7 protein-coding genes and 3 pseudogenes are annotated in these 13,140 nt (G+C 25.7%); 5 read left to right on the forward strand and 5 right to left on the reverse strand.

Annotated features, from left to right (window positions below):
• The first annotated feature begins 695 nt into the window (after positions 1-695).
• Positions 696-1,349, forward strand: a pseudogene (locus GOM42_RS15060) (leukocidin family pore-forming toxin).
• Between the two features lie 328 nt (positions 1,350-1,677).
• The gene (locus tag GOM42_RS15065) at positions 1,678-2,532 is read left to right on the forward strand and encodes a type II CAAX endopeptidase family protein (protein WP_015141784.1); all 855 of its coding nucleotides are present in this window, start codon (positions 1,678-1,680) and stop codon (positions 2,530-2,532) included.
• Positions 2,533-2,807: 275 nt separating this feature from the next.
• Here GOM42_RS15065 and GOM42_RS15070 read toward each other — a convergent pair whose 3' ends face one another.
• Positions 2,808-3,128 (reverse strand): heavy metal-binding domain-containing protein, encoded by a 321-nt coding sequence (locus GOM42_RS15070; protein WP_015141785.1) that lies wholly within the window; start codon positions 3,126-3,128, stop codon positions 2,808-2,810.
• A gap of 441 nt (positions 3,129-3,569) precedes the next feature.
• Here GOM42_RS15070 and GOM42_RS15075 point away from each other — a divergent pair, with 441 nt between their 5' ends.
• From GOM42_RS15075 to GOM42_RS15085, 3 genes and pseudogenes are all read left to right on the forward strand, one after another.
• A complete protein-coding gene (locus tag GOM42_RS15075) occupies positions 3,570-5,405 on the forward strand; it encodes a glycosyl hydrolase family 18 protein (RefSeq protein WP_110035252.1) in 1,836 nt (611 codons plus the stop codon).
• Positions 5,406-5,514: 109 nt separating this feature from the next.
• Positions 5,515-7,290, forward strand: coding sequence for a glycoside hydrolase family 18 protein (locus tag GOM42_RS15080; RefSeq protein WP_015141787.1), 1,776 nt, complete (start codon positions 5,515-5,517; stop codon positions 7,288-7,290).
• Positions 7,291-8,259: 969 nt separating this feature from the next.
• Positions 8,260-9,117 (forward strand): annotated as a pseudogene (locus GOM42_RS15085) (Rpn family recombination-promoting nuclease/putative transposase).
• Between the two features lie 266 nt (positions 9,118-9,383).
• Here GOM42_RS15085 and GOM42_RS15090 read toward each other — a convergent pair.
• From GOM42_RS15090 to netB, 4 genes and pseudogenes are all read right to left on the reverse strand, one after another.
• Positions 9,384-10,021: pseudogene (locus GOM42_RS15090) on the reverse strand (Tn3 family transposase); the annotation flags it as partial.
• A 417-nt stretch (positions 10,022-10,438) separates the two neighbouring features.
• Positions 10,439-11,536 (reverse strand): RICIN domain-containing protein, encoded by a 1,098-nt coding sequence (locus tag GOM42_RS15095; protein ID WP_057232796.1) that lies wholly within the window; start codon positions 11,534-11,536, stop codon positions 10,439-10,441.
• Positions 11,537-11,716: 180 nt separating this feature from the next.
• Entirely contained in the window at positions 11,717-11,878 is a 162-nt protein-coding gene (locus GOM42_RS15100) for a hypothetical protein (RefSeq protein WP_015141792.1), read from the reverse strand.
• A 289-nt stretch (positions 11,879-12,167) separates the two neighbouring features.
• Positions 12,168-13,136: a necrotizing enteritis toxin NetB gene (gene netB, locus GOM42_RS15105; RefSeq protein ID WP_032495191.1), complete on the reverse strand. Its 969-nt coding sequence runs from the start codon at positions 13,134-13,136 to the stop codon at positions 12,168-12,170.
• Between the last annotated feature and the right edge of the window lie 4 nt (positions 13,137-13,140).

The following is a 13,140-nucleotide window of genomic DNA, read 5'->3' on the forward strand; positions in this document are numbered from 1 at the left end:
ACTAATAAAGATTTTGTTCCTATAAGTCCTAATTAAATGGTAGAAACTTAAAAAGCTTTTTAGTGATTACTTAGGAGCAAATAACTTTAAAAAAATGAAAAAGACTAATCAAAAGAAAAGCTAGATGATTATTATGATGTATAAAACCCATTTATCAACTTCATTTAATATAGCAATATCTTCTTTAAATCTAAACAATGAGCTGTCACTATTAATATTAATGTGAGTAGGCTTAGTCAGCCTACTTCCTGCTATAGATACTTAATATAGTTTTATTGCTGCCAGGCTTAAAATAATTTCATATACTTTTACAATCAGACAAATATCTAATATAGTATTAAATCTTCAATTATCTACTTATGGACAATTGAGAATATTAGGTATTATATTTGTTAAAATAATTTAAATATATAAATATAAGCATATAACTAGGTTTAATATACTATTTAAGTATATTTAAGGTTAATTTAATAATATTCTGGTATATTATGAATAAAAAAAACTAAAGGAGAGTTTATTATGAAATCTAAAAATTTAATTTTAACATCAATTTTAGTAGAACATTAACTAGTAGTTTCACCATATTTAACTCAACTAATATAAAAGCGGCGACTATATTTCCAGAAAAAATTATAGAAGAAAAAGGTTCAAAAGCAGAAGTTTTTACAGCATCTGATGCTTCTTCTGTAGGTGCAATGAAATTATCTGTGTCAGTATCATTTATAAATTACACTAATAATAGTAATGCTACAGCTTTAATAAAGGTTAAAGGGTTTATTCCTTCTTCACTTGTTCAAAATGGAAGCTACTATAGAGCATCAATGTTTTGGCCAAGCAAATATAAAATTAGTGTTAAAACATCTGATATAAATTATAATGTCAAAATTATAAATACTATTCCAAGTAATTCAATAGATAGTATTAGAGTAAAAGAATCTTTAGGATATTCTATTGGTAGAAATGTATCCGTAAGTAAAGAATCATCATGTTTGGGATTAAATAGCGGTATTAACGTTGAAAAAAGCATAGAATATGATTAACCAGATTTTAAAGCATTTCAAAAAAAAGATAATACACGTGAAGCATCATGGGATATAGTTTTTAATGAAACTAAAAATCAATATAACAGAGACTCATATCATGAATTATATGGAAATCAAATATTTATGAAATCAAGACTACATAATACTGGAGATAAGAATCTTACTGATGAAAAAGATTTATCTTCTTTAATAACAGGAGGATTTACTCCAAATATAACAGTTACTCTTAATGCTCCTAAAAATACTAAAAAATCACTTTTTACAGTAAATTTCAATAGAGAAATGGATTTATACAACTTGCAATAGAATACAACTCAATGGTTTGGAGAAAATAAAAAGAACATAACTAGCGATTGGTCAACACATACATATGAACTGAATTGGGAAGAGAATACAATTAAATTTTTATATTAGAATTAATAATATTAAATGAAGGGACTTAATATAGGTAATAGATAAATTAGTATCAATTATTTACTTAGTTAATTTAGTTTCAAACTATATTTCTAGTAATATACCAAAAGAATACCCCCTTTATTTAATAGTTATTCTTTTTCTTTTCTTCTTCATAAATATGTTATAATAAAAATGAAACTTTTAAATAAATATAAGTTAGTAAGAAAGGAGTATTTTTTTGTACAAGGATCACGTAAATAATATTAATATAAGTTCAAAACCCAAACTTATTTTTTTTCCAATAATCAGCGTTTTTTTAGGGATTATTCTATTTCCAGCAATATTGGGATTAATATTAAGTTTATTATTTAACTCATCAATAAATGATTTAACATCTCCTGCATATACAATTGGAATGGGGATATCTCTTTTTTTAAGTGCATCCATTTTGTGTAAGATGTCAAAAATAACTTTTTCTGATTTAGGATTGAATAGAAAAGGACTATTAAAAGATGTTTCTATAGGTGCAGTTATTGGAGTTACTATGATTATTTCTTTGGTAATTATAATTTTATTATTGGGTGGAATTAAGTTAAATTACATTTTTTCATCACAAAACATATTTAGTATAATATCTGCATTTATATATTTTATGTTCCAAGGAACATTAGAAGAATTAATTTATAGAGGATACATGATGCCTCATTATGAAAAAGTAATTGGTGAAAAATGGGCTATAATTGTATCAAGTATTATCTTTACAATAGTACATGGATTTAATCCTAATTTACATATTTTATCAACTATTAACATTTTTATATTTGGAATAGTTTTTTCAGCAATTTATATTAAAACAGGAAGTTTGTGGGTTGTAGGAATTGTTCATGGAGTATGGAACTTTTTACAAGGATATTTTTTTGGATCACAAATATCTGGTAATTCTGTAACAACTTCTATTTTTTATTCTATACCACAACCTGGGAAAAATCTTATTTCTGGTGGAAATTTTGGATATGAAGGAAGTATTATAACAACCATTATTGGAATACTAGTAATTATATTATTTCTAAAATTAGTTAAAATAAATAAATAGAATACTATTATTTCAAAAATAGTTGATATAATTAACAAATTATAAAAAATATTTAAAGTTAAGTTTTTTGTTTTACTTAACTTTAAATATTTAATAATTTTAGAACTAAAAAAACTTAAGTTTATAAGATTAATAATATTTTTTTAAATTATCATAAATGAAAATAAATTTTATTTATAAATTTGCACATATTAATATTTAATCTAAAAAAATTATTATATATAAAATTCTAATATAATCTTTTATTAAATTATGTATAATAATCATTTCTAATTTTATAAATCTTCAACAATCACCGCTGTTCCATATGCTACTAGTTCAGCTGCACCTTCTATTATAGAAGATGACATTAATCTTACTCCTATAATTGCATTTGCACCTTTTTCTTCTGCTGATTTTTTCATACGTTCAATAGCTATTTCGCGTGCTTGAACTAACATGTCATTATAAGAAGCTACTTCACCACCAACAATATTTTTAAAATAAGCTCCTATATCCTTACCAATATTTTTAGCTTGAACAGTACTACCTTCTACTAATCCTATAGTTTCTACAATAGTCCTTCCTTGTATATTTTCTACTGTTAAAATCAACATAATAACTCCTCCTGATTTTTATAATATATAGAATATTCTTTATTATAATTATAATTTATTTTTATAATTAAATAAAATCTATACTATAAAAATTTAAACATTTTATGATAGTAATTTATACATTTTTGATTTATCTAAAAAAATTATATTTATATGAAAAAAATAGTTATGTACTATAAATTAAAACATTAAAAGCAAAACATAAATTTACTAAAAAGAAATATATAATTTGTAAATTTAATCTTTCTTATATGGGATTTTTATAAATAAATTAATACAAACTTAATAGTTTAATATCAATTTATTAAATTTAATTTTAAAACAACAATTTATAATTTACATTTTATTGAATAAAAGCAAAATTAAAGTTGATTAAATATTCAGAATATTATAAAATTATATAAACAAAGTAGTTTAATATTCTTTTTAGGGTGATAAACTATGAAAAATTCAAAATTAAAACAAATCTTAATAACATTTCTTACAATTACATTAACTTCAAGCTATCTTGTAACATCATCAAATCCTATAGAAACAAAAGCTAAAGAAAAATTTAAAACAACAAAAATTAAAAATTCATCTGAACTTAATAGAAAGCTAGTCGGATATTTTCCAGAATGGGCATATTCTAGTGAAGCACAAGGATATTTTAATGTAACAGATTTACAATGGGATTCATTAACACATATACAATATTCCTTTGCTATGGTAGATCCATCTACAAATAAAATTACTTTAAGTAATAAACATGCTGCAATTGAAGAAGATTTTTCGGAATTTGATTTAAACTACAACGGGAAGAAAATAGAATTAGATCCTTCTTTACCTTATAAAGGACACTTCAACGTTTTACAAACTATGAAAAAAAATTATCCAGATGTATCATTATTAATTTCTGTTGGAGGTTGGACAGGAACAAGATGTTTCTACACTATGATTGACACTGATAATAGAATAAATACATTTGCAGATTCATGTGTTGATTTTATCAGAAAATATGGATTTGATGGAGTAGACATTGATTTTGAATATCCTTCATCCACAAGCCAATCAGGGAATCCAGACGATTTTGATCTTTCAGAACCAAGAAGGACAAAACTTAACGAAAGATATAATATTTTAATAAAAACTTTAAGAGAAAAAATAGATATGGCATCTAAAGAAGATGGAAAAGAATATTTATTAACAGCTGCTGTTACTGCTTCTCCTTGGGTTTTAGGCGGAATATCGGATAATACTTATGCAAAGTACTTAGATTTCTTAAGCATAATGTCATATGACTACCACGGTGGTTGGAATGAATATGTAGAACACTTAGCTGGTATTTATCCTAATAAGGAAGATAGAGAAACAGTAACTCAAATAATGCCAACTTTATGTATGGATTGGGCCTACAGATATTACAGAGGTGTTTTGCCTGCTGAAAAAATATTAATGGGTATCCCTTATTACACAAGAGGGTGGGAAAATGTTCAAGGTGGAATTAATGGACTTCATGGATCAAGTAAAACTCCAGCATCAGGCAAATATAATATTTTGGGAGACGATTTAAATAATGATGGAGTTTTAGAACCGGATGGTGCAAATCCTTTATGGCATGTATTAAATCTTATGGAACAAGATCCAAATTTAAAAGTATATTGGGATGAAATTTCTAAAGTACCATATGTTTGGCAAAACGATAAAAAAGTATTCGTATCATTTGAAAATGAAAAATCTATAGATGCAAGATTAGAATATATACAAAATAAAAATCTTGGTGGCGCTTTAATTTGGGTAATGAACGGAGATTACGGATTAAATCCGAATTATGTAGAAGGTTCAAATAAGATAAATGAAGGTAAATATACTTTTGGAGATACATTAACGAAAAGATTAAGCCAAGGTTTAAAAAAGATGGGAGTTTGCAATAAAACACCAGATGACTTAAATATATCTTTAGAGCCTATTAATGTAGATGTTAAATTTAATGGAAAGTATGATCATCCCAATTACACATATTCAATTGATATAACAAATTATACAGACAAGGAAATTAAAGGTGGATGGAATGTTTCATTTGATTTACCAAAGTCTGCTGTATTTAAATCATCATGGGGAGGCACATATAGTGTTACAGACAATGGTGACTTTAATACAATAACATTAACTTCAGGAGCTTGGCAAAATATAGCGCCTAACTCAACAATAACAGTTCAAGGTATGATTGGATTATGCTTCTCTGGAATAAGAAATGTCACTTTCAATGGAATGAATCCAATTGGTAATGATAAATAAAATTTAATTATAGAGGAGGAATAACACGATAAAAAAGAATTTAAAAACATTTGTTGCACTTAGTGCTATTACTACTTTATTATTTGTGAATACAATCTCTGTTAAGGCTATGAGTAAATCTTCTGATACAACTGAAATTACTTCTCAATCTACTACTAAGTTACGAAATGTAATGTATTATGGTGATTGGTCTATTTGGGGTGGACAAGGTAACTTTTATCCTAAAGATATTCCAGCAGATAAATTAACGCACTTAAATTTTGCATTCATGGATTTCAACTCATCTGGTGAATTAATTTATTGCGATAAAGATGCTGCAATAGGACATCCATTAGGAAATTTGGGAGTAACCTATGGAGATGTTAATGGTGGAATATTAAATGCTTTTCAAGTTTTAAAATCTGAAAATCCTAATTTAAAGATAGGAGTATCTTTAGGTGGATGGTCAAAGTCTGGCGATTTTTCAACAATAGCCGCAACTCCTTCAATAAGAGCTAAATTTGTAGAAAACGTTATGAAATTCATTAAATATACCAATATGGACTTTGTTGATATTGATTGGGAATATCCTGGAGATTACAGAGAACCTGATAAAACTGACAATATAAATGATGAAGGAACACCAAATGCAAGTGCAGGAGATAAAGAAAATTATATCTTATTATTACAAGATTTAAAGGAGGCTTTAAATAAACAAGGAAAAGAATTAGGAAAAGTTTATGAGCTATCCGTGGCATTGCCAGCTGGCGTATCAAAAATAGAAAAAGGAATAGACGTTGACAAGTTATTTAATATAGTAGATTTTGCTAATATAATGACATATGATATGGCTGGAGCTTGGAGTACAACAAGTGGACATCAAACTGCCTTATACACTAACCCTAATGCTCCTGAAGAATATAAGGGACTTTCTGTAGATGAAAGTGTTAAATATTATATTTCACAAGGTGCAGAAAGAGAAAAAATAGTTGTAGGAGCAGCATATTATACCCGTGGATGGGAACAAGTTTCAGATAAAGGTACAGATCCAAATAATCCAGGATTATTTGGAGAAGCAGCTGTAGTTAATAAAGATGCAGACCTTTCTCCAACGCCAGGAGCACTTAATGAGGCTCCAATGAAAAATGGTGAAGGAGGAAGAGCTGGTGGTGTATGGGGATATAATGCTTTAGATAAATTAAAATCTAAATATACTGGTCTAAAAGAGTATTGGGATGATAGTGCTAAAGCTCCATATTTATATAATTCTGAAACAGGTGCATTTTTTACTTATGATAATATAAGATCAATCCAAGAAAAAGCTAAATATGTTAAAGAAAATAATCTTGGTGGTATAATCGGATGGATGGCTTCACAAGATGCAACTACAAACTCAACTAAAAGAGATGAATTAACAACTGCAACTAAGGAATCTTTATTTGGTAAAGAAGATTTACCTAAATATGAAATAAAATATACTGAAAATGATATAACTTGTACAGTAACTCCAGTAAAGCAATCATGGGGAAGTGGAGGAGTACTAAAGATGTCAATAACAAACAATGAGAAATTAGATGAATCTGGTGAAGTATTATCAACAGTTGAAACATCCGCAAAAACAGTTAAAAATATGAAAGTATATATTAAGACTGATGGAATAGCAATTACTGGTTCACAATATCCAGCAGGACCTGTTACAAAAGAAGGAGATTACTATGTTATAGATTTTGGTAAGATATCAGATGGTAAGCTAATGAAAGCAGGAATAACCTTTACTTTTGATTTAAATCTTGATAAAGCAATTGAAGATACTAATAATATTATAAGCATTGAAGTATCTCAAAGAATGTATCAAACATCTCCTGAATTCAATAGACAAACAATTTGGGAAAATACAAATTCATAGTTAATATAAATTAAATTTATTTCTTAAAGTAAATAAAATCCAAAATGACTTTTGAAATTACAAAAGTCGTTTTGAGTACAGACTTAAGAGAGCTTTATAGCTCTCTTTTTTATTTAGTTATTTTGTAAAAAATAACTTGCTAATTATTTCTCATTCAACTTTATTTTTATAATTGATGTTATATATCAATACTAATGTAATAAAAATCTAATGTAATTTTAGAATTAATGATTTAAGCATCAATAAGACAATTATTTTTACTTGAATCATTAGTATTAAAACATGATACTTCAGCAGGCATGGAGCTATTTAATGATACATGAGGCCTAATTAAATAAATAGAAGCATTCATGTTTTTTATAGTTTAAAGAATAGAAACTAAGGAACTAGTGCTATTAATAGTGTAGATAGGCCTTCAAATTTAGCTCTTGACTATAAGATTGTGATATATTATCCGGATCATAGTATATTTAAAGCTTGTATAACAACTTATCATGAAATAAAGGGCTTTAATAAACATAAAGACTATGTAACATATATACCTTTTCTTAAGAAAGCTGAATTGTTTCTAAAAAATAGATTTTAAAAGCTTAATTATAAAATTTTTGTGATTATGAGAGGAGAATAAGTATGGAAAATATAATTTTTAAAAATCTTGAAGAATTAAATCTAGAGGAAAAACTATTACTTATTAGAAAATATCATCAAATAAATTTATATACAGTAGATAAATTTTAGTGTCTACAATTATTTCCTTTAGAATTTACCTAAAATGATGAAGTAGATTGTATATTGGAACCAAGTTCTGAATATTTAAATAAACTTCTTAATGAAACTTTGGAATATCTAAATGAAAATGAGTATTGTACAATCTATGATATATAATTAAAATTTTTAATTATATATTAATGTAAGTATAGTATCATATATGTAGATACTATACTTAATTCTAAATAAGGATTGATAAAAATGGTATATAGAACATTATTAAACCCACAAATAGATTTCGTGTTTAAAAAGATATTTGGTACTGAGAAAAATAAACCTATATTAATTAACTTTTTAAATGCAGTAATAAAACCAACAACTCCCATAAAAGATGTAGAAATCAAAAATAAGGATATAGATAAAGATTTTATAGAAGATAAATTTAGTAGATTAGATGTAAAGGCTACAACTAGTAATAAAGAACATATAAATATTGAAATCCAGGTAAAGAATGAATATAACATGATACAAAGGACCTTATATTATTGGAGTAAAATGTATTCAGAGCAAATACAAAATAGAAATAACTACAGTAAGTTAGAAAGAACTGTATGTATAAATATCTTAAATTTCAAATATTTAAAGAATGATAAATATCATAATGCATATAGACTAAAAGAAATAAATTCAAATAAAGAGCTGACAGATCTTCAAGAAATACATTTCATTGAGTTACCTAAGTTTAATGAAATTGGTAATAAAGAGTATGTTGAAAATGTTTAGGAAATGGATGCTTTAGAAAAATGGTTAGAGTTTTTAGTTGAACCAAAAAGTAATACTGTAAGGCAGTTAGAACTAAGCAATGAAGAAATTAAACTAGCAAAATCTGAACTTTATAGGCTTAGTATGGATAGTAATGAAAGAGAACAGTATAACATGAGAGAAAAGGCTATTTATGATAGAATATCTGCTTTAGAAAATGCTGAAGCTAAAGGAAAAAGAGAAGGTAGACTAGAAGTTGTAAAAGAATCATTAAGCCAAGGATTAGAAATATCATTAATTTCAAAAATAACTGGATTAAGTGAAGCAGAAATATTAAAAATAAAAAAAGATATTTAATAAAGGAGGAAATAGTATGAATATAACTATAATATGTGCTATTATAGTTGGATTAATGGGATACTTTTATATAAATAGAAATCTTGATAAAAAAAGTAAATAACTAGTAATATTTTTTTAGTTTTAATTAATATATTTAAATAAATAAGATTTTAATACATAGCTTGTACACCCATAATATATCGTGTAGATGGTTTACCCAATCCATTTAATACACTTGCTTTTTGCAGTTGACTTTGCATAGTTTTTTCTTTCAATTTCTATCATTTGTCAAAGAATATTGCTCTAGCAAGCCCATTCATTACTTCGCCTTTATTTAAACCCTTTTGAATTTTTCTTCACAATTATTCACTTGAAATATAGTCTAAATTTTATCTATTTCTCTTAATGCAGCAGCTAAACTATTTTGTCTAGAGTAAGAAGCTAATTTACTAATTATTAAAGATAATGTAACTGTACATTCCTTTATTAAATTAGCTAATATTAATACTTTCTCATAATTATCTTTAATTATTTTCTCATTAATTTTTCCTTTTAAAATACCATTTAAATTTAAAAACTTCTCACACTTGTTTAAAGTAATTAGCTTAACATCATACAGCTCTCTAATTCTTGGTGCAAATATAAATCTAAGTAAATATATCAAAGTAAATACTTGATATGTATATCTGACTATGACTGTATAATGTTCTTCTATATTTAAATTAGTATCATTATTTAATAATCCATCTAAACCATGAGTGGCATCTTTAGAATTAGTATTTATAATCTTTGAGTGATAAGAAGAAATTTGATCACTAATGAATCTATATAGTGTGATTCTTTTTTCAGTCCCATAATGTGGATTAGAGTCTACATTTAGTGAAGATATACTAAGTTGAAGTCTCCTAGCATCAGAAGAGTTATTTAGTTTCTTTAGGAGTAATATTCTCTAATCTAGGTATTGAAATTTTACATTTACCAATAGAAATAGTAATAATGTTCTATATAACTATACTAACTTTTGAAATTACTAAATCCAATAATAAAGTTAAATAATTTTAATTTGAAGTTTTATATTTAAATAATTTGTTAATTTTAGAGACTGGGATATTAATTGTTAAATAAAAATACCACCAGATAAACTGGTGGTATTTTCTTATCGCTACTTGTATTGAGTATTAAGACGCTTAAATTAGTTCATAAGTTACATACTTTTAATTGCTATTATTAAAATTGACAATATATTTTTTAATATCATAAAATTATATATAAACTATATTTGCTACAATCTATACAGAGTTTTTAATTGAAATTATTTTAATTATTAACTTAATTGATATTATCTAACTAATTTAAACATTTGATTTTTTCCACCATGTTTTCTATTAATTTGAATATTACTAGCATTCTTAGTATCAGATTTATATAAATCTAATGCCATATTGAGATCACGACAATTCTTAAAAATATAGTATCCATCTCCTATATACTCTAATATCCAGTATTGGTTACTAGTGTCTCCTACTCCTAAAGCATGAACATTATTGCCAGCTGGTGAATTCCATGCTAAACTTCCATTATTATAAGAGCTTTTTATCCTAAAAGCATTTCTACTAGTATCATATTCAAATTTCCACTTTTGCTGAACAACATTAGCATCATCCCATATAGTTACATTTCGAGGGTCACTTCCACCAATATGGACATTTAAAACTTTTTTATTATTTAATTTCGATACTATTTTCCATTCACCATCTGTTATAGATACTTTTTCATTAGGTTTAACAATATTAAATTCTTGCTTAAAATTATTACTATTTCTTGCAATACTAATATTACTATTATCATCATCTAGATTTAATCTCTTTACAACATCACTTGCATTAATTAATCTATACTTACCATATTGTACATTTTCTATATACCAAAATTGATGATTAGCTTCAATATCATTAAAAAATTTAACATCTTCACCAACTAAAGAAAGTACTCCATTATTTCCTTTTATTTTATAAGCTTGTCGTTTATTATCATATTCAAATATAAATTTTTGATTATTTAACCCTACATAGTCTTGAGTTCTTACCATCCCCCTATCAGTTGCTACTACTCTATTTATATTCTCAGCAGTTTCAATAATATATTCTCCATCTGGTATTTTAACTTGGTTCTTATACTGAGCATATAAACCATCTTTTTCTATTCTAAATTGATATAATTCTCGTGTTCCCGAGAAACGTAAATCATCATTAAAATCACGATTACCAAGATTTGAATGAACAGTCCCCTCAATTTTAGCACCAATTATTCCTTCATTATGACCAAAACGAACATTCATTGGTGTTGGTGGTAGAAGAAGTTCGTGTGTTATTATTTGAAAATTATCGACACCATAAGTAAAAGTTAAATTTTCTAGTATTTCTGCAACATTATACATATATTGCCCTCTTTTAAATTTACATCCACCATCATATCCATAAATATTACCTAATCTTAAATATGTATCATAATACAAAGTAAGATTAGGATTTATATCACTTGGATTTAAAATTTTCCCATCTGAATAATATTTAAGTTTTGCTGTTCCATTCCCTTGAGGAACAAATTTAAACTCTATCTATTGTGTTTTAAAATCCCACGGATAGTTATATGCAAGAAATTTTATAGAATTATTGGATATTCCATCCCTTATTTCATCAGCATTTACATTATTTTTAGGTAGTATTACTGTAATAGAAACTATTAAAGATAATAAAATAAACTTTAGTATTCCTCTCATTTTTTATCCCTCTATATACTATTGATTGGTTAAGTTAAATGTAAAAAAAGTAATCATATTCCTATACTGATTATATATGGTAATATAAATAAAAACTTAATATAATTGGTTACATTTCACTATATTTTAATTATAAATAACTAACTGGCTTTACTTTTTATGAATTGTCCAATTTTAATATTAATGATTATTCTAATAAAAACAATTTATTTATTGATATCTTTGATTAACTTGTAAGAAATCAAATCATATTGTAAATTAATCAAACTTATAAAAATAAAATATTAAATTACAGATAATATTCTATTTTATGATCTTGCCAATTTATTTTAAACATAAATTCGTTATATTCACTTGTTGACGAAAGTTTGTTTGTTCCTCGCCATTGAGTAGTTTCCCAATTTAAAATATAGTCATTATCAAATCTTTGATATTCAACTATTATTACAGATTCTTTAGCATTTTTAGGTGCTGTTAATGCTAAAGCCATATTGGGTGAAAATCCACCAGAAATTAATGTTGATAAATCTCTATCATCTGTGAAATTTTTATCACCATTATTATACAATCTTGATTTCATGAATAATTGATTTCCATAAATAGCATGATAAGAATCTATATTATAACCGTCCTTAGTCTCAACAAATTTTATATCCCATGATGCTAAATTTGCATCATCTTTTCTTTGAATTGTTCTAAAATCAGGTTGTTCATAGCTTATAGTATTTTGGACATTATATGAAGCATTTATTCCAGTACCAGCAGTTTTTCCTTCAACAGATATATTACCGCCTATAGAATAACCAATTGAATTAGATACATCTTTTTTATCTATAGTATTTTTAGGAATAGAATTTGCTATTTTTATATTATTATTTACATCAGCACTTTTTACATTAATTCTATAAGTTTCAGGCCATTTCATTTTTCCGTAATATTTAGAACCAAAAATCTGTTTATCAGAAGGTATAAATCCTTCTAAATTTAATAAAGCAGTTTTCTTATCAGAATGAGGATCTTCAATAAATGTTCCACTTAAAGTTGCCTTCCAACCTTTATGTGAAGCGGTATCACTAGAAGTATATTTAATAGCTTCCTTTCCATTTTCTTTTATTATTTCTCCACTTAGATTTTTCAACTCAATTTTGTTTATGTCATTTAATTCACTTGCAAAAACTTGAGTTTGAGTTGAAAAAAGGCTTGTACTAATTACACTTGTAAGAACTAGTGTAATTGAAATAATTTTTAATCTTTTCAAAATA

This window comes from Clostridium sp. 16K-1-R1, from assembly GCF_023921145.1.
Taxonomy (GTDB): domain Bacteria; phylum Bacillota; class Clostridia; order Clostridiales; family Clostridiaceae; genus Sarcina; species Sarcina perfringens.

Bases quoted from the DNA above. Each gene is read 5' to 3' on its own strand.
- GOM42_RS15070 (WP_015141785.1), bottom strand. From the start codon at position 3,128: ATGTTGATTTTAACAGTAGAAAATATACAAGGAAGGACTATTGTAGAA.
- GOM42_RS15075 (WP_110035252.1), top strand. From the start codon at position 3,570: ATGAAAAATTCAAAATTAAAACAAATCTTAATAACATTTCTTACAATT.
- GOM42_RS15100 (WP_015141792.1), bottom strand. From the start codon at position 11,878: ATGAGAGGAATACTAAAGTTTATTTTATTATCTTTAATAGTTTCTATT.
- GOM42_RS15080 (WP_015141787.1), top strand. From the start codon at position 5,515: ATGAGTAAATCTTCTGATACAACTGAAATTACTTCTCAATCTACTACT.
- GOM42_RS15095 (WP_057232796.1), bottom strand. From the start codon at position 11,536: ATGTATAATGTTGCAGAAATACTAGAAAATTTAACTTTTACTTATGGT.